Annotated in this window: 23 protein-coding genes, 2 tRNA genes and 3 pseudogenes; 16 read left to right on the top strand and 12 right to left on the bottom strand. The window is 61.5% G+C overall.

Going from position 1 to position 26,373, the window contains the following annotated elements; all coding sequences use genetic code 11:
- The gene (locus ACQVLG_RS01425; protein ID WP_474292521.1) at nt 1–774 is read left to right on the top strand and encodes an ABC transporter ATP-binding protein; all 774 of its coding nucleotides are present in this window, start codon (nt 1–3) and stop codon (nt 772–774) included.
- Nucleotides 771–1,491: pseudogene (locus tag ACQVLG_RS01420) on the top strand (ABC transporter ATP-binding protein). The gene ACQVLG_RS01425 and the pseudogene ACQVLG_RS01420 overlap by 4 nt, the downstream one beginning before the upstream one ends.
- A 140-nt stretch (nt 1,492–1,631) precedes the next feature.
- On the opposite strand, the gene ACQVLG_RS01415 reads toward ACQVLG_RS01420, so the two are convergent.
- Nucleotides 1,632–2,198 (bottom strand): phasin family protein, encoded by a 567-nt coding sequence (locus tag ACQVLG_RS01415; RefSeq protein WP_230539759.1) that lies wholly within the window; start codon nt 2,196–2,198, stop codon nt 1,632–1,634.
- Nucleotides 2,199–2,548: 350 nt separating this feature from the next.
- Between ACQVLG_RS01415 and ACQVLG_RS01410 the strand changes: the two genes are divergently transcribed.
- The 3 genes from ACQVLG_RS01410 (at nt 2,549) to pbpG (ending at nt 5,455) form a co-directional block, all read left to right on the top strand.
- Nucleotides 2,549–3,466 (top strand): DMT family transporter, encoded by a 918-nt coding sequence (locus ACQVLG_RS01410; RefSeq protein ID WP_474292520.1) that lies wholly within the window; start codon nt 2,549–2,551, stop codon nt 3,464–3,466.
- A gap of 15 nt (nt 3,467–3,481) precedes the next feature.
- Nucleotides 3,482–4,204: a nitroreductase gene (locus tag ACQVLG_RS01405; protein ID WP_474292519.1), complete on the top strand. Its 723-nt coding sequence runs from the start codon at nt 3,482–3,484 to the stop codon at nt 4,202–4,204.
- A 177-nt stretch (nt 4,205–4,381) separates the two neighbouring features.
- A complete protein-coding gene (pbpG, locus tag ACQVLG_RS01400; protein ID WP_474292518.1) occupies nt 4,382–5,455 on the top strand; it encodes a D-alanyl-D-alanine endopeptidase in 1,074 nt (357 codons plus the stop codon).
- A gap of 93 nt (nt 5,456–5,548) precedes the next feature.
- Here the strand turns inward: pbpG and ACQVLG_RS01395 are convergent, their stop codons facing one another.
- Nucleotides 5,549–6,328 carry an IclR family transcriptional regulator gene (locus ACQVLG_RS01395; RefSeq protein WP_034785179.1) on the bottom strand — a complete coding sequence of 260 codons (780 nt, stop codon included), beginning with the start codon at nt 6,326–6,328 and terminating at the stop codon, nt 5,549–5,551.
- Nucleotides 6,329–6,481: 153 nt separating this feature from the next.
- Here ACQVLG_RS01395 and ACQVLG_RS01390 point away from each other — a divergent pair, with 153 nt between their 5' ends.
- The 8 genes and pseudogenes from ACQVLG_RS01390 to ACQVLG_RS01355 all read left to right on the top strand — a co-directional run bounded on the left by ACQVLG_RS01390 (nt 6,482) and on the right by ACQVLG_RS01355 (nt 13,380).
- On the top strand, nt 6,482–6,865 hold the full coding sequence (locus ACQVLG_RS01390; RefSeq protein ID WP_230539755.1) for a diacylglycerol kinase: 384 nt from the start codon (nt 6,482–6,484) through the stop codon (nt 6,863–6,865).
- Nucleotides 6,866–6,995: 130 nt separating this feature from the next.
- Nucleotides 6,996–8,001 (top strand): annotated as a pseudogene (locus ACQVLG_RS01385) (sulfate ABC transporter substrate-binding protein).
- A gap of 53 nt (nt 8,002–8,054) precedes the next feature.
- Nucleotides 8,055–8,621: an RBBP9/YdeN family alpha/beta hydrolase gene (locus tag ACQVLG_RS01380; RefSeq protein WP_230539753.1), complete on the top strand. Its 567-nt coding sequence runs from the start codon at nt 8,055–8,057 to the stop codon at nt 8,619–8,621.
- 43 nt (nt 8,622–8,664) lie between these two features.
- Entirely contained in the window at nt 8,665–9,303 is a 639-nt protein-coding gene (locus ACQVLG_RS01375) for a peroxiredoxin (protein ID WP_076568190.1), read from the top strand.
- A gap of 326 nt (nt 9,304–9,629) precedes the next feature.
- Entirely contained in the window at nt 9,630–10,439 is an 810-nt protein-coding gene (cysT, locus tag ACQVLG_RS01370; protein ID WP_099408869.1) for a sulfate ABC transporter permease subunit CysT, read from the top strand.
- Nucleotides 10,436–11,362, top strand: coding sequence for a sulfate ABC transporter permease subunit CysW (gene cysW, locus ACQVLG_RS01365; RefSeq protein ID WP_474292517.1), 927 nt, complete (start codon nt 10,436–10,438; stop codon nt 11,360–11,362). The genes cysT and cysW overlap by 4 nt, the downstream gene beginning before the upstream one ends.
- A 1-nt stretch (nt 11,363) precedes the next feature.
- A complete protein-coding gene (locus ACQVLG_RS01360; RefSeq protein ID WP_035821525.1) occupies nt 11,364–12,434 on the top strand; it encodes a sulfate/molybdate ABC transporter ATP-binding protein in 1,071 nt (356 codons plus the stop codon).
- A gap of 12 nt (nt 12,435–12,446) precedes the next feature.
- Nucleotides 12,447–13,380: pseudogene (locus ACQVLG_RS01355) on the top strand (CysB family HTH-type transcriptional regulator).
- Between the two features lie 70 nt (nt 13,381–13,450).
- On the opposite strand, the gene ACQVLG_RS01350 reads toward ACQVLG_RS01355, so the two are convergent.
- The 7 genes from ACQVLG_RS01350 to ACQVLG_RS01320 form a co-directional block, all read right to left on the bottom strand.
- A complete protein-coding gene (locus tag ACQVLG_RS01350) occupies nt 13,451–13,732 on the bottom strand; it encodes an MmcQ/YjbR family DNA-binding protein (RefSeq protein ID WP_474292516.1) in 282 nt (93 codons plus the stop codon).
- Nucleotides 13,729–14,340 carry an immunity protein Imm33 domain-containing protein gene (locus ACQVLG_RS01345; RefSeq protein WP_474292515.1) on the bottom strand — a complete coding sequence of 204 codons (612 nt, stop codon included), beginning with the start codon at nt 14,338–14,340 and terminating at the stop codon, nt 13,729–13,731. Before ACQVLG_RS01345 ends, ACQVLG_RS01350 begins: the two co-directional genes overlap by 4 nt.
- Before the next feature lie 130 nt (nt 14,341–14,470).
- Nucleotides 14,471–15,160, bottom strand: a complete 690-nt coding sequence (locus tag ACQVLG_RS01340; RefSeq protein ID WP_230539747.1) for a hypothetical protein — start codon at nt 15,158–15,160, stop codon at nt 14,471–14,473.
- A 207-nt stretch (nt 15,161–15,367) separates the two neighbouring features.
- On the bottom strand, nt 15,368–16,426 hold the full coding sequence (locus ACQVLG_RS01335; protein ID WP_474292514.1) for a TonB-dependent receptor domain-containing protein: 1,059 nt from the start codon (nt 16,424–16,426) through the stop codon (nt 15,368–15,370).
- Nucleotides 16,368–17,813 carry a TonB-dependent receptor plug domain-containing protein gene (locus ACQVLG_RS01330; protein WP_474292513.1) on the bottom strand — a complete coding sequence of 482 codons (1,446 nt, stop codon included), beginning with the start codon at nt 17,811–17,813 and terminating at the stop codon, nt 16,368–16,370. Before ACQVLG_RS01330 ends, ACQVLG_RS01335 begins: the two co-directional genes overlap by 59 nt.
- A gap of 295 nt (nt 17,814–18,108) precedes the next feature.
- A complete protein-coding gene (locus ACQVLG_RS01325; protein ID WP_230539981.1) occupies nt 18,109–19,155 on the bottom strand; it encodes an aldo/keto reductase in 1,047 nt (348 codons plus the stop codon).
- Nucleotides 19,155–20,204: a quinone-dependent dihydroorotate dehydrogenase gene (locus tag ACQVLG_RS01320; protein WP_230539745.1), complete on the bottom strand. Its 1,050-nt coding sequence runs from the start codon at nt 20,202–20,204 to the stop codon at nt 19,155–19,157. The genes ACQVLG_RS01325 and ACQVLG_RS01320 overlap by 1 nt, the downstream gene beginning before the upstream one ends.
- Nucleotides 20,205–20,407: 203 nt before the next feature.
- Between ACQVLG_RS01320 and ACQVLG_RS01315 the strand changes: the two genes are divergently transcribed.
- Entirely contained in the window at nt 20,408–23,719 is a 3,312-nt protein-coding gene (locus tag ACQVLG_RS01315; RefSeq protein WP_474292512.1) for a S41 family peptidase, read from the top strand.
- A 30-nt stretch (nt 23,720–23,749) separates the two neighbouring features.
- On the opposite strand, the gene ACQVLG_RS01310 is transcribed toward ACQVLG_RS01315, so the two are convergent.
- The 3 genes from ACQVLG_RS01310 to ACQVLG_RS01300 are packed head-to-tail and all read right to left on the bottom strand — an operon-like array spanning nt 23,750 to nt 25,856.
- Nucleotides 23,750–24,472 (bottom strand): arginyltransferase, encoded by a 723-nt coding sequence (locus tag ACQVLG_RS01310; protein WP_474292511.1) that lies wholly within the window; start codon nt 24,470–24,472, stop codon nt 23,750–23,752.
- 60 nt (nt 24,473–24,532) lie between these two features.
- Nucleotides 24,533–25,249 carry a leucyl/phenylalanyl-tRNA--protein transferase gene (aat, locus tag ACQVLG_RS01305; RefSeq protein WP_474292510.1) on the bottom strand — a complete coding sequence of 239 codons (717 nt, stop codon included), beginning with the start codon at nt 25,247–25,249 and terminating at the stop codon, nt 24,533–24,535.
- A gap of 28 nt (nt 25,250–25,277) precedes the next feature.
- Complete coding sequence (locus tag ACQVLG_RS01300; RefSeq protein WP_230539741.1) at nt 25,278–25,856, bottom strand: NUDIX hydrolase; 579 nt, start codon at nt 25,854–25,856, stop codon at nt 25,278–25,280.
- Between the two features lie 186 nt (nt 25,857–26,042).
- On the opposite strand from ACQVLG_RS01300, the gene ACQVLG_RS01295 reads away from it, so the two are divergent.
- Together ACQVLG_RS01295 and ACQVLG_RS01290 are read left to right on the top strand one after the other, a co-directional pair.
- Nucleotides 26,043–26,119 (top strand) — tRNA-Met (locus tag ACQVLG_RS01295).
- A gap of 142 nt (nt 26,120–26,261) precedes the next feature.
- Nucleotides 26,262–26,338, top strand: a tRNA-Met gene (locus tag ACQVLG_RS01290).
- The last annotated feature ends 35 nt before the right edge of the window (nt 26,339–26,373 follow it).

Below are 26,373 nucleotides of genomic sequence, written 5' to 3'. Positions count from 1 at the left end.
ATGAGCGAACAGATCATTCTCAATATTGCCGGCGTAAATAAACGTTTTGGCGGCCTGCAGGCGCTCACCGACGTGGGTATTACCATCCGGCAAGGTCAAATCTATGGCTTGATCGGCCCGAACGGCGCGGGCAAGACGACGTTTTTTAACGTCATCACCGGCCTGTACCAGCCCGACACGGGCACCTTCGAGCTGGCTGGCAAGCCGTATTCGCCGTCCGCGCCGCACAAGGTGGCGAAGGCGGGCATCGCGCGCACCTTCCAGAACATCCGCCTGTTCGGCGACATGACGGCGCTGGAAAACGTCATGGTGGGGCGCCACGTGCGCTCGCACCAGGGCGTGTTCGGCGCCATCTTCCGCCACAAGGCGGCGCGCGAGGAAGAGGCGTCGATCCGCAAGCGGGCCATGGAGTTGCTCGATTTCGTCGGCATCGCCCAGTTCGCCAACCGCACGGCGCGCTTTTTGTCGTACGGCGACCAGCGGCGCCTGGAAATCGCCCGCGCGCTGGCCACCGACCCGCAACTGCTGGCGCTCGACGAGCCGGCGGCCGGCATGAACGCGACGGAAAAGCTGGCTTTGCGCGAGTTGCTGGTAAAAATCAAGGCGGAAGGCAAGACCGTGCTGTTGATCGAGCACGACGTGAAACTGATGATGGGACTGTGCGACCGCATCACGGTGCTCGAATATGGCAAGCGCATCGCGGAAGGCTTGCCGGCCGAAATACAACAAAACCAGGCCGTCATCGAGGCTTACCTGGGGGGATCGCACGCATGAGCAATATATTGAAGGTGGCGGGCCTGCACGTGGCTTATGGCGGCATCAAGGCCGTCAAGGGTATCGACCTGGAAGTGAATGAAGGCGAGCTGATCGCCCTGATCGGCGCGAACGGTGCCGGCAAGACGACGACCTTGAAAGCCATCACGGGCACTTTGCCGGCCTGCAAGGTCGAGGGCACGATCAGCTACCTGGGCGAGTCGCTCAAGGGGAGCAAGTCGTTTCACCTGGTGGAAAAGAAACTGGCCATGGTGCCGGAAGGGCGGGGCGTGTTTACGCGCATGTCGATCCGTGAAAACCTCATGATGGGCGCTTACACGCGCACGGACAAGGCCGGCGTCGAGGATGACATCGCCAAGTGGTTCGACGTGTTTCCCCGCCTGAAAGAGCGGGCGGCGCAGATGGCCGGCACCCTGTCGGGCGGCGAGCAGCAGATGCTGGCCATGGCGCGCGCCCTGATGAGCCATCCGAAGCTGCTGCTGCTCGACGAGCCGTCGATGGGCCTGTCGCCCATCATGGTCGAGAAAATCTTCGAGGTGATCCGCAAGGTGTCGTCCGAAGGCATCACGATTCTGCTGGTCGAACAGAATGCCCGCCTGGCCCTGCAGGCGGCGCACCGCGGCTATGTGATGGATTCCGGCCTGGTCACCATGGGCGGCAACGCGGCCGCCATGCTGGACGACCCCGCGCGTGAAGGCGGCGTATCTGGGGGAGTAATGGCGGGAAAGTAAAGGCGCATAAAAAATGCCCCAGCTGGGCTGGGGCATAATGGCATCCGTCGGGGAAGTGCGGGATGGACGCCTGGAGGAGCTGGTACTAAAGTAAAACAGCAGACCGCCGCAGCGGCCGCTTGATAATTACTTGGCAGCCGTGCGCGGCACGATTTTTTCAGCTGCTTGCGTGAACTGGTTCACGGCCGAGGTCAGGTTTGCTTCGATGGCTTCGACGGCTTGCTTGCTGGTTTTCGAGAATTGCTCGTAGCCTGCATTGGCGTTGCCGATGGCGCTTTTCAGGATGGCGACGGCGTTTTCCGAACCGGCTGGCGCGTTCTTGGTGACTTCTTCTACCAGGGACAGGACTTTGCGGTTGGTTTCAGCGATTTGCGATTCAGCTGCTTTGCTGAATTCAGCTTGCGTGCCGGACGTGATGGCAGCCAGATGACGGCCGTAAGCGATGGCTTTTTCGGCGCCAGGCTGGGCTTGAGCAGCGCTCAGCGAGAAGAATTCTTGTGGATCTTTTGCCGACAGCAATTGCTTGGCGGCGGCGGTCGATTCTTCCAGCGTTGCCTTGGCAGCGGTCAGGTTCAGTTCGACGATCTTTTCGATGCCTTCGAAGGCTTTGCCCGTCAGCGACGAGAACAGGGCGAATTGGGCTTCCAGGTTGGCTTTGGTAGCGGACGAAAATTGCTCAGGAATTGAAAACATATAAATCTCCAAAAAATCGAAATCTGGTTAATTTGATGCTGCGTGTACCGTTTGGGAAAGCAGGTGAATCTAAATTTTTCAAGCTGAACAAGAATTGTGCAACGCAACAAACCCTATTCTACGGCGAAAAAAACGTAAGTCAAGCGATTCTTGTGCGATGCAACAATTGAATAGATTTGCATCAAAAACCATTGTTTCTAAAGAGAAATATTTGATTTCTGGGTGTTAATGGTTTAACCCTAAACTTTTATTTCCCCGCCTTTCAGGACGGGTGCAGCGCAGCATGCTAGACTTTGCCTCCCGCACTGGCGCAGCGCCCCGGTGCCGATCCCGTTTCCCGAGTTGATACCATGTCCAATCTTCCCGCCGCGGCTGGCGCCAGCGGCAAAGCCACTTTCCTGACCACTGCGGCGCCGATGGCCTTGCCCGCCTTCTTTGTGTTGTTATGGAGCACAGGTTTTATCGTGGCCAAGTTCGGCTTGCCGTATGCGCCGCCGCTGACCTTTTTGCTGCTGCGCTTCCTGGGCGTGCTGGTGATCCTGCTGCCGCTGGTGCTGCTGTTGCGCGCGCCGTGGCCCGTGGGGCAGTTCCGCCAGATCGCCGTGGCCGGCATTTTGATGCAGGCCGGCTACCTGGCAGGCGTCTGGTGCGCCATCAAGCTGGGCATGCCGGCCGGCCTGTCCGCCCTGATCGTCGGCATGCAGCCCGTGCTGACGGCTTGCGCCGCGCCATTGATCGGCGAATCCGTGCGCCCGCGCCAGTGGCTGGGCCTGTTCTTCGGCTTGCTGGGCGTGGCCCTCGTCGTGTATGCGAAGATCAACCTCGTGGGGCTGACCGTGGAAAGCGTGCTGCTGTGCGTGTTTGCCCTGCTGTCGATGACGGCCGGCACCATGTACCAAAAACGCCACTGTCCCCAGTTCGACTTGCGCACCGGCACGGTGGTGCAGTTTGCCGCTTCCATCGTGGTCGTGTTGCCATTCGCCTTGTATTACGAAGGCTTGGACCTGCATTTCAGCAATGTGCAATGGACGGCGAATTTTATCGGCGCCTTGCTGTGGTCGGTACTCGTGCTGTCCATCGGCGCCATCTTCCTGCTGTTCGCCCTGATTCGGCGCAGCGACGCGACGAAAGTGACGGGCTTGCTGTACCTGACGCCGCCCACGACGGCCGTGATGGCCTGGCTGATGTTTGGCGAAGCCTTTAATATGCTGGGTATTGCCGGCATGCTGGTGGCCGTGGTCGGTGTAGTGTTTGTCGTCAAGAAATAGCAGGAGAGCAGGGCAGTGAGCAAGCTAGCATCTGAAGAAATACAGTCGGCGCAGCAAGCCGTCGATGGCGTCATCCTGTCGCGCCGCTCGATCCGCGCTTTTCTGCCCACGCCGGTGGCGCAGGACGATATCGCGCGCATCCTGGAAGTGGCGGCGCGCGCGCCCTCGGGCGCCAACATGCAGCCGTGGAAAGTGTATGTGCTGTCGGGCGAAGCGCGCCTGCGCCTGTCGCGCCGCATCCTCGCCGCCTACGATGCACCGAAGGCGCCCGATGCGCCCGCGCGCACGGCCTCGTACACGTATTACCCGCGCCAGTGGACGGCGCCGTTCATCGAGCGCCGCCGCAAGATCGGCCTGGACCTGTACCAGCTGCTGGGCCTGGAACGGGGCGACACGGCCGGCATGGCGGCCCAGCATGGACGCAATTTCCAGTTCTTCGACGCGCCCGTGGGCCTGATCTTCACCATCGAGCGGGTGCTGGAGCAGGGTTCCTGGCTCGATTACGGCATGTTCTTGCAAAATATCATGCTGGCGGCGCGCGCGCGCGGGCTCGACACCTGCCCGCAAGCGGCCTTCATCCATTACCATGACATCATCCGCGACGAGCTGGGCGTACCGGCCAGCGAAATGGTGGTGTGCGGCATGGCCCTCGGCCATGCGGATCCGGACAGGATCGAGAACCGCTTGAGCACGGAACGCGAACCGCTGGCCGGCTTTGTTAAATTCATGGACAAATAGACATTACCAGCGATGGGCACCGGCAAACAGCCGCTTAAGGATGAGCTTGTTTGCGGATCGCTAACGGTTTGTATTTCATTGCTGCAATAAATACTGTCCCAACTGTTAAATGGGCTTGCGATTACTCTGCATTTCGCTACACTGCAATAAGGCAACAGCTTCACGGGGAATTATCGAATGGCTAAGTTTAAACTGGCGCTGGGTGTCCTGGCTTCCCTGCTGTTTGCACTGGCGCCGGCTGCGGCCGTGCACGCCAGGGATGCGAACGGCAAATCCTCAGCCGCGAAGAAACACAACACCAAGAAAGTCAAAGTCGTGCTGCGCAAGGGTGCGACGGCCGCGCCGCGCGAAAAGAGCGTGCGCCGGGTCGTCATGGTGCGCGGCAAGCGCAAGGTCATCTATCAGAAAGTCACCAGCGTGGCCGTGCCCATGGCCGCCCCGATGCCCACCATGGGCGACCTGGCGGGCCTGAACCTGACGCGCGATCCGCTCGACCTGAAATCGAGCGTGGCGCTGGTGCTGGACCAGGCCAACTCGGAAGTATTGTTTGAAAAGAATTCGAATGTCGCCCTGCCCATCGCCTCCATCACCAAGATGATGACGGGCCTGGTGGTGGTCGAAGCGCGCCAGGACATGGATGAAGTGCTGACGATCACGGACGAGGACGTTGACCGCGCCAAGTTCAGCAGCTCGCGCCTGAAAGTGGGTTCGCAATTGACGCGCGCCAATATGCTGCACATTGCCCTGATGAGCTCGGAAAACCGCGCCGCTTCGGCGCTGGGCCGCAATTATCCGGGCGGCTTGCCCGCGTTTGTCGACGCCATGAACAGCAAGGCGCGCCAGCTGGGCATGATGGATACGCATTACGTCGATTCCAGCGGCCTGTCGAAAATGAATGTGGCCAGCGCGCGCGACCTGGGCAAGCTGGCCATGGCCGCCTTCCGCCATCCGCTGCTGCGCGAGTACTCGACGGACCCGAAAGCCATCGTCGAAGCCAGCGGCCAGCCCATGCAGTTTGGCAATACGAATCACCTGGTGGCCAATCCGGGCTGGGAAATCGGCTTGCAAAAGACGGGTTTTATCAATGAGGCGGGACGTTGTCTGATGATGCAGGCCGTCATCGAAGGACGGGCCGTGATCATGGTCTTCCTTGATTCCAAGGGGAAACAGTCGCGTACGGCCGACGCGGGACGCATGCGCAAGTGGCTGGAAGCACTCAAGCCTGCCAACATGAGCTTGCCCGGCGGTTAAAAATGTCCATGGCTGCGTTGCACTAACTCGCCGTACTAGTCGTACTGTCTTCGTTAGTGCGCCTTGCCCTGAACATTTTTATGCGGCAGTGCTTTAGTCTTGGGGGATATAACCCAGGGTGACGGAAATCTGGTTCGCCGTCTCCACCAGGTCCACCAGCCACTCATCCTGCAGGCGGTCGGCGGGGGCGGAAATCGACAGGCCGGCGATCAGCTTGCCCGAGTCGTCGCGGATGCCGGCGGCCATGCAGCGCACACCCAGTTCCAGCTCTTCATTGTCGCGCGCATAGCCGCGCTCGCGCACCAGGCTCAGCTCGCGCTCGAGTTTCTGCAGATCCGTGATGGAATTCTTGTTGTGCCCGGCCAGGCCCGTGCGCGTGGCGTAGGCGCGGATGGCTTTCGGCTCGTCGACGGAGAGGAATAATTTACCTGTCGAAGTCAGGTGCAGCGGACCGCGGCCGCCGATGGCGCGCACCACCTGCATGCCCGAGCGCTCGGAAAAGGCGCGGTCGATGTAGACGATCTCGTCGCCCTGGCGCACGGACAGGTTGATCGTTTGCTGGGTTTTCTTGTGCAGCTGGCGCATGAAGTCCAGCGCCGCTTCGCGCACGCTGAGGCGGCTTTTCACCACATTGCCCAGTTCCAGCAGGCGCATGCCCAGCCGGTAGGTACCCGGTTCGATGCGGTCGACAAAGCGCGTCAGCACCATGTCGTTGAGGATGCGGTGCGCCGTCGAGGGATGCAGGCCCGATACTTTGGACAATTCCTTCAGGCTGACCGGGTCGGAATATTTGGCCAGGGCATCGAGCAGGGCGACCATGCGTTCGATGACCTGGATCGTTGTCTTGGGGGCAGCGACCGGTTCAATTTTCATGATGGATTTGGTGCAATGCAGTATTCATGCTTCTTTATACCATGATGTGAAAAAATAGTGAAATGTTCCGAGATATTCAGCGAATAAATTGTCACAATTCTCATGTTGGCCGTCATAATTGACGGCTGGATGGACTTTGAATCATGGATAACTATGCAACCTGTAAATGAATTCAAGAGCAAAAGCGGCTTGAAACGGATTTTTTCCGCCTTTTTTTATTCGCTCGACGGCTTGAAGGCGGCCTGGCGCCACGAACACGCGTTCCGCCAGGAACTGGGCCTGTTCGTCGTCGGCACCGTGATCGCCTTGCTGCTGCGCATCTCCGCGTTTGAAAAGCTGGTGCTGATCGGCGTATTGCTGCTGGTCCTCATCGTTGAACTGATCAATTCCGCGCTGGAAGCCGTGGTCGACCGCATTTCGCTGGAACGCCACCCGCTGTCGAAGAACGCCAAGGACTTCGGCAGCGCCGCCGTGCTGCTGACCTGCATCCTGGCCTTTGCCACGTGGTCCGTGGTGCTGTTCAACCGCTTCTATTAACCGCTAAATCCCCGTTACGCGCCGTCCATATGCGAAAATCGCATATCAAACGGCGAAACGCTTCGTTCTCTTTGCGGCCGTTGCGCCGTAATCTGGTGGTTCTGAAAGTTCAACCATACGGGGATCTTAGATGCTGTCGAAAAAAATCATCATTGCCGCCGCCCTCAGCGCGTTTGCCATTCTGCAAACGGCGCAGGCTGCCGATATCACCCTGCTCAACGTGTCATACGACCCGACGCGCGAGCTGTACCAGGATGTGAATACGGCATTTGCCAAGGAATGGAAAGGCAAGACGGGCGACAACGTCAAGATCAAGCAATCGCACGGCGGTTCCGGCAAGCAGGCGCGTGCCGTCATCGACGGCCTGGAAGCGGACGTCGTCACGTTGGCCCTGGCCTACGACATCGATGCGCTGGCCGAGCACAAGCTGCTGGCCGCCGACTGGCAAAAGCGCCTGGCGCATAACAGCTCGCCTTACACCTCGACCATCGTGTTTCTGGTGCGCAAGGGTAACCCGAAAGGCATCAAGGATTGGAACGACCTGATCAAGCCGGGCGTATCCGTCATCACGCCGAACCCGAAAACCTCGGGGCGGCGCCCGCTGGAACCATCTGGCAGCCTGGGGCTATGCACTGCGCCAGCCGGGCGGCAGCGAAGCGAAGGCCAGGGATTTCCTCGGCAAACTGTATAAAAACGTGCCCGTGCTCGATTCCGGCGCGCGCGGCGCCACCACCACCTTCGTCGAACGGGGCATCGGCGACGTGCTGATCGCCTGGGAAAACGAAGCGTATCTGGCCGTCAAGGAACTGGGTCCGACCAAGTTCGACATCATCACGCCGTCCGTCAGCATCCTGGCCGAGCCGCCCGTCGCCGTCGTCGACAAGTTTGCCGACAAGCACGGTACGCGCAAGGTGGCCGAGGCTTACCTGAACTACCTGTACACGGACGAAGCGCAAGACATCATCGCCAAGAACTACTACCGTCCGGCAACGGACAAGGCGGCGAAGAAATACGCGTCGCAATTCGCCAAGGTCAACCTGTTCACCATCGAGCAAGTGGCCGGCGGCTGGACGGCGGCGCAGAAGGCGCATTTTGCCGACGGCGGCATCTTCGACCAGATCTATCAGCCGAAGTAATCTTCACCGGCAGGCGGCAACGCTTGCCGGAATCGATCACTAAAGGACACATCATGGCGCTGCGCAGCTTTTCCGATTACCGGGTACTGATCGTGCCGGGCTTGCATAACAGCGGTCCCGAGCACTGGCAGAGCCGCTGGCAGCGCCTGTATCCGCAATTCGAGCGGGTCGAGCAGGATGACTGGAACGCACCCGACCTGGCCACCTGGTCGGCGCGCCTGGACCAGGTGCGGCGGCAGGATGCGCGCCCGACCCTGATCGTCGCCCACAGCTTCGGCTGCCTGACGACGGCGCACAGCCTGGCGCGCGACCCGCACGGTGTGGCCGGCGTGCTGCTGGTGGGGCCGGCCGACCCGGACAAGTTTGGCGTGGCCAAGGCTTTGCCGCAAAAGCGCCTGCCTTGCCCCGGCATCCTGATCGCCAGCCAGACGGATCCGTGGATGACGGCCGAGCACGCCACGCAGTGGGCGCGGCGCTGGAATTGCAAGTATATTGATGGCGGTGCGCTGGGCCATATCAACGCCGAGTCGCGCCTTGGCGATTGGGTTTATGGCCAGGCGCAACTGCAAACGCTGTTTGATCTGGCGCAAAGCGACAAACGCCACCGTCAGGCAGCCTGATACGACGAACATCTTCGCTACACAACCTCTCAAGGAGATCACGATGACTTTACGCCTGGGCGATGTCGCCCCTGATTTTGAACAAGACAGCTCGATCGGCCCGCTCAAGTTCCACGAGTGGGCGGGCAATTCCTGGGTGGTGCTGTTTTCCCACCCGGCCGACTTTACGCCCGTGTGCACGACGGAACTGGGCCTGACGGCCAAGCTCAAGCCGGAATTCGACAAGCGCAACGTGAAGGCCATCGCCCTGTCCGTGGACGCGGCCGAGTCGCACAAGAGCTGGATCAAGGATATCGAAGAGACGCAAAACACGGTGGTCGGCTTCCCCATCATCGCCGACGTCGACAAGAAAGTGTCGGTGCTGTACGACATGATTCACCCTGAACAGTCCGTCACGGCCACCGTGCGCTCCGTTTTCATCATCGACCCGAACAAGAAAGTGCGGCTGATCCTCACGTATCCGCTCAGTACGGGCCGCAACTTCAATGAAATCCTGCGCGTCATCGACGCCCTGCAGCTGACGGACGGCTACACGGTGGCCACGCCCGGCAACTGGCAAGACGGCGACGACGTCATCATCCCCTTGACCGTGCAAGACCCGGAGGTGATCAAGCAGAAGTATCCGAAGGGTTTTACGGCCGCCAAGCCATATCTCCGGTTGACGCCGCAGCCAAACAAGTAAGAGCACCGAAAAAACGTCCATGGCGTTGTTGCATTGCCTCGCCGTACATTCGTACTGTCTTCGGCAACGCGCCTAGCCCTGAACGTTTTATTCGGCACTCTTGTTTCCACAAAAACGCACCTGTCCGGTGCGTTTTTTTTTTTCGCCCATGGATTCTGCCGGCAAGTATGCAAAATCCATCTAAGCAAATGAGAAATGGTTAGTTCTTTTTATAACGATTGCATGTGATTATTGCGCCCTATAACTCAAAAATGTAATAAGAAGGGGTTTCCATGTCTGAAGCAACACTAGCGCCGCCCAAGGCGCGCGGAGCGCCGTTTCGGGTCATGCCGGGGTTTAAGCTGTCACTGGGCTTCACGCTCTTTTACCTGGCCTTGATCGTCCTCATTCCCTTGTCGTCGGTGTTCCTGAAAACTTTCACCATGACATGGGACGCCTTCTTCAGCGCCGTCACGTCCGACCGCGTGATGGCGTCATACCGCCTGACGTTTGGCGCCTCGCTGATCGCCGCCCTGCTGAACGTGGTGTTTGGCGGCATCCTGGCCTGGGTGCTGGTGCGCTATAAATTCCCCGGCAAGCGCATCATCGACGCCCTGGTCGACTTGCCGTTCGCCTTGCCGACGGCCGTGGCCGGCATCACCCTGACGGCCTTGTACTCGTCGAACGGCTGGTTCGGCCAGTTCATCGAAGGCGTGCTGGGCATCAAGGTGGCGTTCACGCCGCTGGGCGTGGTGGTGGCGCTGACCTTCATCGGCTTGCCCTTCGTCGTGCGCACGGTGCAGCCGGTGCTGGAAGACGCGGAAAAGGAACTGGAAGAAGCGGCCGCCAGCCTGGGCGCCAATTCCCTGCAAACGTTTATCCGCGTCATCTTCCCCACGATTTTGCCATCGTTGCTGACGGGCTTTGCGCTGGCCTTCGCCCGCGCCACGGGTGAGTACGGTTCCGTGATCTTTATCGCCGGCAATATGCCGATGGTGTCGGAAATCACGCCGCTGTTCATTATTACCAAATTGGAACAATACGATTACGCGGGTGCCACGGCCATCGCCGTGGTGATGCTGGTGGTGTCTTTCCTGCTGTTGTTGACGATTAACCTGCTGCAAGCATGGACGCGCGGAAAGGCGAAGAAATCATGAGTACGAATACGACTGCCGTCGCCGGCGTGGACACTGCGCGGCCGACAGCGCGCCGCTTCGAGCCGAATGTCGGCCCCGTCGTGCTGGAGCCGCTGTGGGTGCGCACGGTATTGATCACCATCGCCTTGCTGTTCCTGACGACATTCCTCATCGTGCCCCTGGTGGCCGTGTTTGCGGAAGCGTTCAAGAAGGGCTGGGAAGCGTATATCGCCGCCATCATCGACCCGGACGCGATTTCCGCCATCAAGCTGACCCTGATCACGGCCGCCATCGCCGTGCCGCTGAACCTGGTGTTCGGCGTGGCCGCTTCGTGGTGCATCGCCAAGTTCGAGTTCCGCGGCAAGAGCATTTTATTGACCCTGATCGACTTGCCGTTTTCCGTCTCGCCCGTGATTTCCGGCCTGATCTACGTGCTGATGTTTGGCGCCCAGGGCTGGTTCGGCCCGTGGCTGCAGGCGCACGACATCAAGATTTTGTTCGCCGTGCCCGGCATCGTGCTGGCCACCATCTTCATTACCTTCCCCTTCGTGGCGCGCGAACTGATCCCCCTGATGCAGTCGCAAGGCAGCGAAGAGGAAGAGGCCGCCATCGTGCTGGGAGCCTCGGGCTGGAACACTTTCCGTAGAGTCACCTTGCCAAATATCAAATGGGGCTTGCTGTATGGCGTGATCCTGTGTAATGCCCGCGCCATGGGCGAGTTCGGCGCCGTGTCCGTCGTCTCCGGCCATATCCGCGGCGAAACGAACACCATGCCCTTGCAGGTGGAGATTCTGTACAACGAGTACAACTTCGCCGCCGCGTTTGCCGTCGCCTCGCTGCTGGCCTTGCTGGCGCTGGTGACCCTGGCCTTGAAAGCTTTCATTGAGTGGCGTTTGAACGAGAGCGACGCCGACGATTCCGCCTTACGTTCTACGGAGCACTGATATGACCATCGCAGTTAAAAACATCAATAAACGCTTCGGCGATTTCGTCGCCCTCGACAATATCTCGCTGGACTTTCCCGCTGGCGAATTGACGGCCCTGCTGGGCCCGTCGGGTTGCGGTAAAACAACCTTGCTGCGCATTATTGCCGGCCTGGAACATCCGGACAGCGGCCAGGTGCTGCTCGATGCGGAAGACGCGTCGAACCGCCACGTGCGCGAACGCCAGGTCGGTTTCGTGTTTCAACACTATGCGCTGTTCAAGCACATGACGGTGTTCGAAAACGTGGCGTTTGGCTTGCGCGTGAAGTCGCGCAGCGAGCGTCCGTCGGAAGACCAGATCCGCCGTAAAGTGAAAGATTTGCTGGAGCTGGTGCAGCTGGACTGGCTGGCCGACCGCTATCCGCCGCAACTGTCGGGCGGACAACGCCAGCGCATCGCCCTGGCGCGCGCCTTGGCCGTCGAACCGCGCGTGCTGCTGCTCGACGAACCGTTCGGCGCGCTCGACGCCAAGGTGCGCAAGGAATTGCGCCGCTGGCTGCGCCGCCTGCACGACGACTTGCACGTGACCAGCATTTTCGTCACGCATGACCAGGAAGAGGCGCTGGAAGTGGCGGACCAGGTGGTGCTGATGAACAAGGGCACCGTCGAGCAACTCGGTTCCCCAGAGCAAGTCTACAACCACCCAGCCTCGCCGTTCGTGTACGGTTTCCTGGGCAACGTCAACCTGTTCCATGGCCGCGTGCATGACGGCGTGATGGCGACGGGCGACGCCAGCTTCGAAGTGCCCGATTATGCGGGCGTGAGCGACAGCAAGGGCACGGCCTATGTGCGCCCGCACGACCTGGAAATCGACCGCTACACGCAGGGCGCGGAAGGCATCGTCGTGAAGCTGAGCCGCGCCCATGCGATCGGCCCGCTGGCCCAGCTGGACTTGCAGCGCGTCGATAACAGCGAACTGATCGAAGCGGTGATGTCGAACGAGCGTTTTACCCATCTGCAGCTGAAGGAAGGCGAAACCTTGGTAGTCCGTCCGAAACGCCTGCACGTATTTGTTGAACCCACCCGAACTTAATACAGGATAGCCATGAACTTTCAAAATTGCGATCGATCCGCGAAGCGGCCCGCCGCGGCTATAACCTGACGGAAGTGGCGAATGCGCTGTTCACGTCGCAGCCGGGCGTGAGCCGGCAGATCCGCGAACTCGAGGACGAGCTGGGCGTGGTCATCTTCGAGCGCAACGGCAAGCGATTGACGGGCTTGACGGAGCCGGGCAAGGGCATTTTGAAGATCGTCGACCGCCTGCTGATCGAAGCGGAAAAAACCTGCAGCAGGCCAGCCTCGAATACAGCGGCCAGACCAGCGGCACCTTGTCCGTGGCGGCCACGCATACGCAGGCGCGCTATGCGCTGCCGAAAGTGGTGCAAAGTTTCCGCGCCGCATTCCCCGATGTGCGTATTGCGCTACAACAAAGCGCACCCGAGCACATTGCGGAATGGGTGCTCTCGGGCAAGACCGACATCGGCATCGCTACGGAAGGCCTGAGCCAGTTCCCCGACCTCGTGTCGTTCCCGTGCTACCGCTGGAGCCATCTGATCGTCGTGCCGGACGGCCATCCGCTGCTCGAACATTCGCCGATCCGCCTGGAAGACCTGGCCAAGTATCCCTTGATTACCTACGACAAGGGTTTCACGGGCAGGGGCCATATCGACGACGCATTCGCCAAGGCGGGCGTGGCCACCGACATCATCCTGACGGCCATGGATTCCGACGTCATCAAGCAATACGTGGCGCTGGGCCTGGGCGTGGGCATCGTCGCCTCGATGGCCTTCGACCATGGCCGCGACAAGGGGCTGCGGGCCGTGGAAGCGTCGCATCTGTTCGCCACCAACACGACGCGCCTGGCCGTGCGCCGCGGCGCCTACCTGCGTTCGTATGCCTACGAGTTCATCCTGCAACTGGCGCCGGACCTGACGCGCGAAGACATCGACCGCGCCATGGCGGGCGAGGACGCTCTTTAAGCCAGTGCGGCCCGCTGCGCGCGGGTCAGGCTGGCCACGGCGCGCGCATGGCTATCCTGCACCAGTTCCATCAGGTAATCGTGGCCGGGAAGCGCGCCACATCGACGATGGTGACCCAGTGAAAGCGGCCCATGTAGCGGGCCGGTTTCACGCCCGGCATGTCCGTCAGTTCGACAAAGCGTTCCGCACTGGCGCGCAGGCTGAAGCGCCACTGCTCGGGCATGCTGGTCTTGAAATACGCAAATTTCTTGCCGCCCACTTCATACACGAGGATGTTCGACGGCGCACCGTACAGCACGGCTTGCGCGCTGGGCAGGGCTGCGCAAAAGTCTTTCAGTTCATCACTTGTCATTCGTCAACCGCCATGAATTGTTGCGTGCTATGGTCGAAGGCATAGGCCGCGCCGGCCGGAGCGTCCAGCAGCTTAATAAAACGGTCGTCCACGCCGAGCACGGCGCCCAGCGAGACGAGGGCCACGTTGGCGCTGTCGTTGATGTAGTCGTCGCTTTCGTCGTTGGCCGTGAAGCGCCAGCCGCTGTCGTCGGCGTTGTCCGGCTCCTCGCGGTATAGATAGCCGACGGGCGCGCCGTCTTCCAGCACTTTTTTCGTCACGAAGCACAGGCCCGCGTAGCGGTTGACGAGGTTGTCGTCATCGTCGTGCTGCGTATTGATGATGTGGCGCGCCTCGAAGGCGACGGGGTCCTTGGCGCGCAGATCGGCGATGTAGCCGGGCATGTTGTCGAGCTTGCCCGTAAAGTGGCCATTTGCCTCGACCGTGTCGACCAGCACCCACATGCGCTCGGCGCCCGGCGCCTGCGGATCGTCGCTGTGGAAGGCGAAGATCAGCTTGACCACCTCGCCGGGGCGCACCTGGGCGATGGCCTCGGGCGGCGATTTATAGAAAGTGTAGGGATGGCGCGCCGCCAGTTCGGCGGCATTGGCCAGGTGCCAGCTGGGCATGGTGATCCGTTCTCAAGAAGAGTAGCACCCATGGTAGCCGATTGCGGGCCAGGATGGCTACCCGCATGGCAACAGACTGCGCGCGCAGCCGCCATCTTGCCCACCTTGGCGAGCCTGTGGCAAGAACCGCTTATTTGGCCGGTGTTGCTGTGACTGCATGCTGTGCCTTGGCTTGTTCAATGGCAACTTGATGTGTTTGTTCCTGCTGGCGGGTTTGCATCAGCGCCTGTGCTTGTGCTTCGCTGTTTTTGACTTCCAGTTCTGCACGCGCCAGTTGTGCTTTTTTGGCCTCGATATTGGCCGCTGTCGTTTGCACTTGCTGGGCTTGCTGCACCTTCAGAAAGGTGTCGGTAAGATGGGTAAATAGCCTGGCGACTTCGTCTTGACTCACGGCGCCGTTCAAATGGTACTGACACAGGGCGTAGACACCGGTGCGGTAGGCGTCCAGCGCCGCCGTCCTGTCAGCGAGGACGGTCACCGTCGTTGTGAACTCGTCATCGAAATCAGCATTGCCGGTGAGCGCGGTTTTGCCATTCACATTGATATTGCCGTTTAACGCTGCCTTGATGCCGTTCGCCGTGTCGGGCGGAGGCTCTGCACAGAAACGTGCCCGACTCTTGATGCCGGGAGTATTTGTATCTGAGGTAGCGCCATCGTCCACGACAAAAATGACGGTTCGTCGATCAGCTGACAGTGAAAAGACGCCAGGCATTTTTTCGACGCTATCTTCCACCACCGGACGATTGAACAGCGTTCCTAGTTGCGACGCGCAGCCGCTGAGCGAAAGCGCGATACATCCGACGAGCATAATCTTGAGCATGATATTGTCCCATGTTGATGTTATGAAAAAAATCGTTGGGTAAGCTGTGTTGATGCTGAGGGATGCTCATGAAAGACTAGCAGTTTCCGGATGGTGCCGCGCGGTTGGTTTGTTTGTGGCTGCGCTGTATCAAACCGCTGTATCAAGCTTTCATACACAGCGATCATGCTCGCAAAAAAGCCCGGCACATTGGCCGGGCTTGTGTCGTTACACTCTTGACTGAGTTCTCTTACCAGCTATAGCCAGCCTTTGCGTAGTAATAGCGGCCGTTGAAGCCGTTTGGCGCGAAGATGCTGTAGGCTGGGTGCCGTTGACGTTCAGGTTGCCGTTGCTCGTCACTTGCGCCGGGTAGCGGTTGGTGACGTTGTCGATGCCGGCCACCAGGCGCCAGTTCTTGCCCAGTTTCACGGAACCGGACACGTCCAGCACCCATTGCGGGTCATACGTCTGGTCCAGCTTGACGTCGTTCTGCGGCACGGTGAAGCTGCCGTAGCGCGTCACGACGCCGTGCGCATTCCAGATGCCGAAGCCGTAGTCGGCGGCCAGGCTGAACTTGTCCTTCGGCGAGGCCACCGTGATGCGGTCGATGCTCTGGCGGTCGATCAGTTTCAGGTTGTTGGCCGTCAGGATGGCCGGATTGTCGGCGATTTTCCGTACCGTGCTCTTGTTGTGGTTGTACGCCACGGTGAGGTCCAGGCGGTCCTTGTCCTGCAGGTCGATGCGGTAGGTGCTGACGATGTCCACGCCTTCCGTGCGCGTGTCGACGGCGTTGGTGAAGTAGCGTCCCGAACCCACGGGCGTGCCCTGCGCGGCCAAGATGCTCTTCAAATCATTGTTGAGGATCAAATTGGCCGAGAACAGGATGCGGTTGTCGATGTCGATGCGGTAGGCATCCACCGTCGTGGTGAAGTTGCGGTTGGGCTGGAACTGCAGGCCCAGGCTGTAGTTGCGGGCCTTTTCCGGTTTCAGGTCTTGTGCGCCGAGGGCGCGCGCCTGCGGCGTGTTGACGGCGAAGGTGCCCGTCTCGATCGGCGTGTTGACGCCGTTGACGACCTGGAAGTTGGTGGTGGTGATGGTGTAGTACTGCTGCGCCAGCGATGGCGCGCGGAAGCCGCTCGACACCGTGCCGCGCAGGGACAGCGCGTCCGTGAACGCATAGCGGGCCGAACCCTTGGCCGAGGTGGTGCTGCCGAAGTCGCTGTAGCGCTCATGGCGCAGGGCCACGCCGCCGGACAGCTTCTTCGTTGCTTCCGCTTCCAGGTTCACATAGATCGACTCGTTGTGGCGCGAGTGGCTGCCCCGCGTTGGCGGGACGGAAGCCGGCAAAGCCTTGCGAGCCGCTACCCGTGTACGAGGCTGCGTCGCCGGCGCCGATCGTGTATTTTTCATGGCGTGCTTCGGCGCCCACGGCCACCGTCAGCGGGCCGGAGAAGGCGGCCACGGGGAATTCGCGCGCCGCATCGAGGTTGAATACGGTCTGTTCGTTTTTCAGCGAACCGGCATAGAAGTGCGTGGGGCTGTTCGCGCCCAGCGACTGGTTGACCGTGTTGTCCAGATCCAGCTCGAACTTGTTGCTGCCGTAATTGATGCTGGCATCCCAGCGCCAGCCGGCCGCCTCGCCGCGCAAGCCCGTCACCAGGGACTGGTCCGTCAGGGTGCTGTTTTGCAGCGGCAAGAAGCCTTCCGGGTAGATCGGCGTGCGCTGGACGAACAGCTTCGAATTGTTCGGGTCCGTGATCAGCGCCGTGCGCCAGGTAGCGGCGGCCGACGTGTCGCGCTTGCCGTAGTTGCCGAAGGCATACCAGTCGAGGTTGTCGCTGATATGGTATTCGCTGTTGAGGAATATCGTTGCCGGCTTGCTTTCCGGGTCGCCATAACGCTGGTTGACCTTGCCGTAGCGCGGCTCCAGCGGATTGCGGAAGTCGGCGCCGGCGCGGTTGGTCGGATCGCGTTCCGCCACTTCGGCCGAGACGCGCACCCAGCCGTCGTCGCCCAGGGCGAAGCCGGCCGAACCCTTGATGGATTTTTGCTTGCCGTCGCGTTCCTGCGTCTGGCCATAGCCCACTTCGATATCGCCGCCGGCCGCGCCTTTTTTCAGGATGATGTTGATCACGCCGGCGATCGCATCGGAGCCGTACTGGGCCGCCGCGCCATCGCGCAGCACTTCCACGTGGTCGATGGCGGCCAGGGGAATGGCGTTCAGGTCGACGGGCGCCGAGCCGCGGCCCAGCGAGCCGTTGACGTTGACCACTGCCGAGGTATAGCGGCGCTTGCCGTTCACCAGCACCAGGGTCTGGTCGGGCGACAGGCCGCGCAATTGCGCCGGACGCACGGCGTCGCTGGCGTCGGCGCCCGTGGCGCGGGCGAAGTTCAGCGAGGGCAGCAGGCGCGCCAGCACGGTGGCCAGCTCGCCCGAACCCGTGCTTTGCAGGTCGCGCGAGGTGAGGATGTCGATCGGCGATTCGGAATCGATGGTGCGGCGGTTCTTGGCGAAGGTGCCGGTGACCACCACCGATTGCAATTCGCCTTCGGCCGGCAGCTCTTGCTGCGCTTGCGCCTGCATGGGCAGGCTGAAGCAGGCGATCAGGCTGGCGGCGATAACGGTTTTCACGGGCAGGGCGGGAACGTGTTGGCGGGCGGTGCTTGAACTCATCGACGATATCTCTTCGGTTGGTGGTTGCGCGGACCATGGCGGTCCGGTGATGCAATCAGATTAACAGTGGGCACGCGGCGTGCTTACGAATCGTTCTGTCTATCGATATGCAATAAATATCTGAAAGACGTCGACATGGTGCGCGTAGCGCATATGGCCTCGTTTCCAGCATACGACCGGGTACGGCAAGGCCGCAATGCTGCACAGCAGTAAATTACCGGCTGTTGTATAAATACGACTATCTGCGATGGGCGTGGGAAGTCTGGCGGCGGCACGCGCCGCCAGACGGCGGGGCTTACTGCCCCGGATTGGGCGCTCTGGCGTGGATGGCGTCGACGGCCGCCACCAGTTCCGGCGACAAGGCGACTTGATGGGCGTCGATATTTTGCTGCAACTGCGCCACGCTGGTGGCGCCGATGATGGTCGAGGCGACGAACCAGCGCGAGTAGCACCAGGCCAGCGCCAGCTGCGCCGGCGTCAAGCCGTGCGCGCGGGCCAGCGCCGCGTACTGGCTGGCCGCCTCGATGGTGGCGGGGCGCACGTAGCGGGGACTCCAGCCGGCCGGGAAGCGCGTCAGGCGGCCCTGGGCTTGCGGATCGTCGAGGTATTTCGCCGTCAGCTGGCCGAACGCCAGCGGGCTGTAGGCCAGCAAGCTGACGTTTTCCCGGTGGCATGTTTCGTCGAGCAAGCTCGTCTCGAAATGGCGCGCCGTCAGGTTGTACAGGTTCTGGATCGATGCGATGCGCGGCAAGCCTTTCAGCTCGGCCTGCTTGATGAATTCGCACACGCCCCACGACGATTCGTTCGACACGCCGATGTGGCCGATCTTGCCTTCGTCGACCAGCTTGCCCAGCACGGCCAGCGTGTCTTCGATGGCGACCGACGCGTGCTCCTTGCGCGGGTTGTACACGCTGGCGCCGAAGATGGGCAGGTTGCGGCTGGGCCAGTGCAATTGATACAGGTCAATGTGCTCCGTCTGCAGCCGGCGCAAACTGTCTTCGATGGCGGCGCGGATGTTGACCGCGTCGTGATCCGTCTTGCCCTTGCGTATCCAGTGCATGCGCGAGTTCGGCCCGGCCACCTTGCTGGCCAGCACGATCTCGCCGCGCTTGCCGCTTTTCTTCAGCCAGCTGCCGATGTAGCGCTCGGTGCTGCCCTGCGTCTGCGCGCTGGCCATCACCGGATACATTTCGGCCGTGTCGATGAAGTTGATGCCCCGTTCCAGCGCGTAATCGAGCTGGCTGTGCGCTTCGGCTTCGCTGTTCTGCTCGCCGAAGGTCATCGTGCCCAGGCAGATCCGGCTCACTTCCAGGCCGCTGGAACCGAGTCTGACCTTGGCTATCATGCCGGCTGCCTGCCGCGCAGCGCGCGCGCGCAATCCTTGATCAGGGCGGGACCCGCATAGATCAGGCCGCTATACAGCTGCACCAGCTGCGCGCCCGCCTCGAACTTGGCCAAAGCATCCTTGCCCTGCATGATGCCGCCCACGCCGATGATGGGCAGGGCGTCGCCCAGTTCCGCCTTCAGCAAGCGGATGACATTGTTCGACAGCTCGAATACGGGCGCGCCCGACAGGCCGCCCGCTTCGGCACCGTGCGGCATGCCTTCGACGGCACTGCGCGACAGGGTCGTGTTGGTGGCGATGACGCCGTCGATGCGGTGGCGCGTGAGCGACTCGGCGATGCTTTTCACCTGCTCGCCATCCATGTCCGGGGCGATTTTCAGGGCCAGCGGCACGTAGCGCTTGTGCTTGTCGGCCAGGCGCGCCTGGGCATCCTTCAATTGCGACAGCAGGGCGTCGAGTTCGGACGCACCCTGCAGCTGGCGCAAATTCTTCGTGTTCGGCGACGAGATGTTCACCGTCACATAGCTGGCGTACGGATAGACTTTTTCCAGGCACAGCAGGTAATCGTCGGCGGCCCGCTCGATGGGCGTATCGGCGTTCTTGCCGATGTTCAGGCCCAGCACGCCGGCGCGCTCCTGGTAGAACTTCGACGCCTGCACGTTGGCGACAAACGCGTCCACGCCGCCATTATTGAAACCCATGCGGTTGATGATGCCCTGCGCCTGCGGCAGGCGGAACATGCGCGGTTTCGGATTGCCCGCCTGCGCGCGCGGCGTGACGGTGCCCACTTCGATGGAGCCGAAACCCAGGTCGGCCAGCGCATCGATATAGGCGCCATCCTTGTCCAGGCCGGCGGCCAGGCCGACGGGATTGGGGAAAGTGATGCCCATCACCGTGCGCGGGTCAGCAGCCGGTTTGCCGGCCAGCTTCGTCAGGCCCAGCGCGCTGGCGCGTTTCAGGGCGGGCAGGGTGAAATGGTGGGCCGCTTCGGCATCCATCGAAAACAGCAGCGGGCGGGCGAGGGAGTACAGGAATTTTTCAGACATGGGGCGCTTTGAGTAGGTGTGCGGGCCGCCGGGAAGGGCTGGCGGCGCGCGAAATAAGTGCCGTATTTTACCGTGTTCCGCGCGGCGGCCGGGTGTATAGTTCTTGTTGGTCTGATGCAATATTAATCCCTTGATAATCTGCATCGAGCCCTGGACTTTCCTGTTTCTTCCCTGTTCCCTTGACTTCATAAGCGAGACATCGATTGAAAAAGACACGCATCCTCACCGCTATCGCGGCCGCCAGCGCATTGCTGCTGAGCTACCCGGCCCTGGCCCTGCCCAATACGCAAGATACCCGCATGCTGAGCGAACCGGCCGTCTCCAGCCGCCACATCGCCTTCATCTATGCGGGCGACCTGTGGCTGTCGAACCTCGACGGCGGCGGCGCGCGGCGCCTGACGTCCGACCTGGGCGACAAGTCCAATCCCGTCTTTTCGCCCGACGGCAGCCTGATCGCGTACAGCGCCAACATCGACGGCAATGTCGACGTGTACGTAATCGCGGCGGCCGGCGGCGTGCCGCGCCGCCTGACTTTCCATCCTGGTGTTGATCTGGCGCAATCGTTCACCCCCGATGGCCAGGCCGTGATGTTCACCTCGCCCCGCGCCGCCTTCAATAACCGCTTCCAGAAGCTGTTCACGGTGCCCGTGGCGGGCGGCGTGGAAACCCAGCTGGAAATCCCCAACGCGTCGCGCGCCGCGTATTCGCCCGATGGCAAGCGCATCGCCTACAACCCGCTGGCGCCCGCCTTCAAGCAGTGGAAGCGCTACCGGGGCGGCACCAATTCCTGGCTGTGGCTGTTTTCGTCCAGCGACAAATCGATTGAAAAAATCCCCCAGCCGACCACGCGCTCGAACGACGTCGACCCGATGTGGATCAAGGATACCGTGTACTTCCGCTCGGACCGCAACGGCGAATTCAACCTGTTTGCCTACGACGTCAAGACGAAAGCCGTGCGCCAGTTGACGCAGCACAAGGATTTCCCCGTGCTGAACGCGTCGGCCGCGAACGGCACCATCGTCTACGAGCAGGCCGGCTATCTGCATGCGTTCGACATTGCCAGCGGCCAGGCGCGCAAGCTGACCATCGGCGTGGCCAGCGACCTGGGGCAGGCGCGCCCCCGCTGGGTCAAGAACGCGAAATACATCCGTGACGCGTCGATTTCGCCGTCGGGCGCCAGGGTCGCCTTCGAATACCGGGGCGAGATCGTCACCATCCCCGCCGACAAGGGCGACGTGCGCAACCTGACGCAGACGGCCGGCGCCCACGAGCGCACGCCGATCTGGTCGCCCGATGGCCGCTCGGTCGCGTATTTTTCCGACGAATCGGGCGAATACGAGCTGCATGTGCGCGCGCAGGACGGCAAGGGCGCCGTGCGCAAGTTCAAGCTCAATGGCAGCGGTTTCTATGACAACGCCGTCTGGTCGCCCGACAGCAAAAAGATCGCGTTTGCCGACAATGGCTGGAGCATGTACGTGATCGACGTCGGCAACGGCAAGGTGCAAAGAATCGCCACAGAGCCGATGTATGGCGTCGACAAGAGCATGCGCGCTTCGTGGGCGCCCGATTCGCGCTGGCTGGCCTACACGCTCAATTCGCCCACCTACACGCGCAGCGCCTACATCTATTCCGTCGAGCAGAACAAGTCGATGCCCGTCACCGATGGCCTGTCCGACGTGGCCCAGCCCGTGTTCGACAAGAGCGGCAAATACCTGTACTTCTTCGCGTCGACGAATGCTGGCCCCAGCAACAACTGGTTCTCGCAGCAGAATGAAGACAACCTGGTGACGCGCACCGTGTGGATGGCTGTGCTGCGGCGCGACCTGCCGTCGCCGCTGATCAAGGAAAGCGATGAGGAAAAGGCCGCCGGCGCGGAGAGTAAAAAAGACACGGCGAAGGCGGAAGCGGAGCCTAAGAACGAGCCGAAGACCGATCCGAAGACGGGCCGCGACGACCCGAAAGTGACGGTGGCGCCCGTGGCGCCGATCAGCATCGATTTCGACGGTATCGCCACGCGCATCGTCGACCTGCCGCTGCCTGCCGCGCAGTTTTCCAGCCTGACGGCCGGCGCCGCGGGGCAGATATTGCTGTTGCGCGAAAGCGACGGCAAGAAGGCCGTGCAGCGCTTCGATCTGAAGGAGCGCAAGGCGGAAACCGTGGTGGCCGAAGCCGATGATTTCGAGGTCTCGGCCGACGGCAAGAAGCTGCTGTACCGCCAGAAGGACAACTGGGCCATGGGCTCCGCCACGGGCAAGCTGCTGGCGCCCGGCGAAGGCAAGATCAAGGTTGACGCCATCGAGGTGAAGGCCGATCCGCGCGCCGAGTGGACGCAGATTTTCAATGAAGTGTGGCGCATCAACCGCGATTACTTCTATGACCCGGGCATGCATGGCGTGGACTGGAAGGCCATGCGCGACAAGTACGCCGTGTTCCTGCCCGAGCTGTCCAGCCGCGCGGACCTGAACCGGTTGATACAGTGGATGTGCAGCGAACTGGCCGTGGGCCACCACCGCGGCGGCGGCGGCGACGACTTTATCGAGGCCAAGAAGGTGCCCGGGGGCTTGCTGGGCGCCGATTATGAAGTGCGCGACGGCCATTACCGCTTCAAGAAGGTGTATGGCGGCTTGAACTGGAATCCGGCCCTGCGCGCGCCGCTGACGGAGCCGGGCCTGAACGTCAAGGCGGGCGAATACCTGCTGGCCGTCGACAGCCGCCCTTTGTTGCCGCCGACCAACCTGTACAGCGCCTTCGAGAACACGGCCGGCAAGGCCATCGACCTGACCGTGGGGCCATCGGCCGACGGCAAGGGCGCGCGCACGATCACTGTGGTGCCCGTGCCGACGGAGGATGCCTTGCGCAACCGCGACTGGATCGAAGGCAATATGCGCAAGGTCAATGCGGCCACCAATGGCAAGGTGGCCTACGTGTACGTGCCGAATACGGCGGGCCTGGGCCACACCTACTTCAAGCGCTATTTCTTCCCGCAGGCGGACAGGCAGGCCATCATCGTCGACGAGCGTTTCAATGGCGGCGGCAGCGTGGCCGATTACTACATCGAGATCCTGCAGAAGAAGGAAATCGCCTGGTGGACCATGCGCTATGGCGCCGACATGAAGACGCCGTCCGCCTCGATCCAGGGGCCGCGCGCCATGCTGATCGACGAGACGGCCGGCTCGGGCGGCGACCTGCTGCCGTGGATGTTCCGTAAGAACAACATGGGTCCGCTGATCGGCAAGGCCACGTGGGGCGGCCTGGTGGGCATTCTCGGCTTCCCCGTGCTGATGGATGGCGGCTCCATCACGGCGCCGAACCTGGCGTTCTGGACGCGCGAAAACGGCTGGGGCGTGGAAAACGAAGGCGTGCCGCCCGATATCGAAGTCGAGCAAACGCCGGCCGACGTCATCGCCGGCCGTGATCCGCAGCTGGAAAAGGCGATCGAGGTGATCCAGGCCGAACTGGCGAAGAACCCGCCCGCGCGGCCTGCACGTCCGGCGTTTCCGGACAAGAGCAAGTAGGCAATGGAAAAGGGGCGCAAGCCCCTTTTTTTACATCACGACCCACTGCCCCTTGATGCGCGCTTCCAGCGGTTTGAAGTTGATTTTATAGGCCATCTTCGGACTTTGTTCTATCCAGTAGCCCAGGTAGATGTAGGGCAGGTTCAGTTCCTGCGCCTGGGCGATCTGCCACAGCACGTTGTAGGTGCCGTACGAGGCGCCCGGCACGTCGGGATCGAAAAACGTGTAGACGGACGACAGGCCATCGGCCAGCACGTCGATGATGCTGACCATGCGCAGGGTGCCGTCCGGTTCGCGGAACTCCACCAGGCGCGTATTGACGCGGCTTTGCAGCAGGAATTGCGCGTACTGGTCGCGGCTGTCCTGGTCCATGCCGCCGCCCGCGTGGCGCGTGCTCTGGTAGCGCAGATACAGCTCGTAGTGCTCGTCGAGGAAGGACAGGGTGGCTACGCCCGCCTGCAGGTCGGCATGGCGGTTCCAGGCGCGGCGCTGGTTGCGGTTGGGGGTGAACGATTGCGTTACGACGCGCACGGGAATGCAGGCCTGGCAGCCGTCGCAATACGGGCGGTAGGTGAAAATGCCGCTGCGGCGAAAGCCGTTGCGCACCAGTTCCGAATACACGTCGCTGTTGATCAGGTGCGATGGCGTGGCCACCTGCGAGCGGGCCTGGCGGTCGTCCAGGTAGCTGCACGGGTAGGGCGCCGTCGTGTAGAACTGCAGGGTGGCAAACGGTAGTTCGTTCAGGTGCGTCATGCTGATCCTGTCTGGTCTGTCCGCGGCAATGGAAATGTGCCTGAAGATATCATAGCTTTTTTATGCGGGTGGTGCAGCATGCCAATCGGTGATTTGCGCTGCTTCAATAGCGACGCGCACGTGGGCCAGGAAGCGGGCGCGCGAAATGGGCGCCGCGCCCAGCGAGGCCAGGTGTTTCGTTTCTTGCTGGCAGTCAATCATGGTCACGCCGCGCGCCCGCAAGAAGCGCACGAGGTGCGTCAGCGCGATCTTCGAACCGTCCGAAACGCGGGCGAACATCGATTCGCCATAGAACATGCGCCCGATCGACACGCCGTACGCGCCGCCCACCAGTTCGCCGTCCAGCCACAGCTCCGACGAGTGGGCGTAGCCCAGCTTGTGCAAGCCCGTGTAGCCGGCGATGATTTCGTCGGAAATCCAGGTGCCCGGGCCATCCTTGCGCGGCGCCGCGCAGGCGCGCATGACGGCGTCGAAATCGCTGTCGAAGCGCAGCTGCCAGCGCCCGTCCGTGGCGGCGCTGCGCTCGACCTTGCGGATCGCCTTGGCCAGGCTGTCGGACACCTTGAAGTCGTCCGTCATCAGCACCATGCGCGGATCGGTGCTCCACCAGAGTATGGGCTGGCCCTCGGAAAACCAGGGGAAGATGCCGTGCTTGTAGGCGTCGAGCAGGCGCGCGGGCGACAGGTCGGCGCCGGCCGCCAGCAGTCCGGGCGCCTCGTCTTTCAGGGCGCGCGAGACGTCGGGAAACGGGGTGTGGATGTCGAGCCAGGGAATCATGCGGGGTCAATTGGCAGGTGAGGGGGGCTTACTCGGCATCCGCGCGCGCCATCGGGCGCGTGATGTCGCCCGTATGGAAGCCGTAGCTGCCGCCTTCGCGGATTTTCACGCGGTCGGCAAAGAACAGTTCCAGGGTGGCGCGGATGGTGGGGAAGGCCAGGTCATCCCAGGGAATCTGCGCTTCCGTAAACAGCCGCACGTCCAGGCTTTCGATGCCCGGCGCGAAATCGAGGTCGCGCAGGCGCGCCAGGTAGAACAGGTGCACCTGGTGCACGCGCTGCACGTTGAGCAGCGAAAACAGGGGCCCCAGTTCGATATTCGCGCCCGCTTCCTCCACCGTTTCGCGCTCGGCCGCATCGGACGTCGTTTCATCGTTTTCCATGAAGCCGGCCGGCAGGGTCCAGTAACCGAGGCGCGGCTCGATGGCCCGCTTGCACAGCAAGACCTGCAGCTGGCCATCCTCTTCCCACACGGGAATCGAGCCGACCACCATTTTCGGGTTCTGGTAATGGATGGCGTCGCAGTTGGCGCACACATAGCGGGGACGGTTGTCGCCTTCCGGAATGGACAGGCTGACAGGATGGGCGCATTCGGAGCAGAATTTCATGGGCAGGCTTCGGAAAAATGGGTGTCTGGTGTAACGCTTACTGTACACCGATTGCGCGCTGTGTGGCGTGACGGGCGGACACAATGCCAACCGGCAATTGGCCTGGTTTTATAATTAAATAGCTCTATTGCAGTCTAAGTTGAGATAGCTATTGCCTAAGCCACCCGTTTGCCCTTATAATTCAAGTGCGGGGTGGAGCAGTCTGGCAGCTCGTCGGGCTCATAACCCGAAGGTCACAGGTTCAAATCCTGTCCCCGCAACCAATACCGGAAAGCCGCTGATTCTTGCAAAAGATCAGCGGCTTTTTCCATTTCCACCCAGGAACAATATTCGCCAGGCGGGGCAGGCATGACATTGTCAAATCATGCCCTTTACGCCGCGCAACAATCTGGTATATAATTCGAGTGCGGGGTGGAGCAGTCTGGCAGCTCGTCGGGCTCATAACCCGAAGGTCACAGGTTCAAATCCTGTCCCCGCAACCAATTCGAAGCCGCTGGTTCCTCGCAAGAGGGCCAGC

The organism is Janthinobacterium sp. TPC_1, assembly GCF_056037845.1.
This window is presented reverse-complemented; position numbering and strand designations above follow the sequence as displayed.

Bases quoted from the DNA above. Each gene is read 5' to 3' on its own strand.
- ACQVLG_RS01360 (WP_035821525.1), top strand. From the start codon at position 11,364: ATGACCATCGCAGTTAAAAACATCAATAAACGCTTCGGCGATTTCGTC.
- ACQVLG_RS01375 (WP_076568190.1), top strand. From the start codon at position 8,665: ATGACTTTACGCCTGGGCGATGTCGCCCCTGATTTTGAACAAGACAGC.
- ACQVLG_RS01340 (WP_230539747.1), bottom strand. From the start codon at position 15,160: ATGCTCAAGATTATGCTCGTCGGATGTATCGCGCTTTCGCTCAGCGGC.
- ACQVLG_RS01395 (WP_034785179.1), bottom strand. From the start codon at position 6,328: ATGAAAATTGAACCGGTCGCTGCCCCCAAGACAACGATCCAGGTCATC.
- ACQVLG_RS01345 (WP_474292515.1), bottom strand. From the start codon at position 14,340: ATGCCCAGCTGGCACCTGGCCAATGCCGCCGAACTGGCGGCGCGCCAT.
- ACQVLG_RS01310 (WP_474292511.1), bottom strand. From the start codon at position 24,472: ATGACGCACCTGAACGAACTACCGTTTGCCACCCTGCAGTTCTACACG.
- ACQVLG_RS01350 (WP_474292516.1), bottom strand. From the start codon at position 13,732: ATGACAAGTGATGAACTGAAAGACTTTTGCGCAGCCCTGCCCAGCGCG.
- cysW (WP_474292517.1), top strand. From the start codon at position 10,436: ATGAGTACGAATACGACTGCCGTCGCCGGCGTGGACACTGCGCGGCCG.
- cysT (WP_099408869.1), top strand. From the start codon at position 9,630: ATGCCGGGGTTTAAGCTGTCACTGGGCTTCACGCTCTTTTACCTGGCC.
- pbpG (WP_474292518.1), top strand. From the start codon at position 4,382: ATGGCTAAGTTTAAACTGGCGCTGGGTGTCCTGGCTTCCCTGCTGTTT.
- ACQVLG_RS01390 (WP_230539755.1), top strand. From the start codon at position 6,482: ATGCAACCTGTAAATGAATTCAAGAGCAAAAGCGGCTTGAAACGGATT.
- aat (WP_474292510.1), bottom strand. From the start codon at position 25,249: ATGATTCCCTGGCTCGACATCCACACCCCGTTTCCCGACGTCTCGCGC.
- ACQVLG_RS01330 (WP_474292513.1), bottom strand. From the start codon at position 17,813: ATGAGTTCAAGCACCGCCCGCCAACACGTTCCCGCCCTGCCCGTGAAA.
- ACQVLG_RS01320 (WP_230539745.1), bottom strand. From the start codon at position 20,204: ATGTCTGAAAAATTCCTGTACTCCCTCGCCCGCCCGCTGCTGTTTTCG.
- ACQVLG_RS01380 (WP_230539753.1), top strand. From the start codon at position 8,055: ATGGCGCTGCGCAGCTTTTCCGATTACCGGGTACTGATCGTGCCGGGC.
- ACQVLG_RS01425 (WP_474292521.1), top strand. From the start codon at position 1: ATGAGCGAACAGATCATTCTCAATATTGCCGGCGTAAATAAACGTTTT.
- ACQVLG_RS01300 (WP_230539741.1), bottom strand. From the start codon at position 25,856: ATGAAATTCTGCTCCGAATGCGCCCATCCTGTCAGCCTGTCCATTCCG.
- ACQVLG_RS01410 (WP_474292520.1), top strand. From the start codon at position 2,549: ATGTCCAATCTTCCCGCCGCGGCTGGCGCCAGCGGCAAAGCCACTTTC.
- ACQVLG_RS01415 (WP_230539759.1), bottom strand. From the start codon at position 2,198: ATGTTTTCAATTCCTGAGCAATTTTCGTCCGCTACCAAAGCCAACCTG.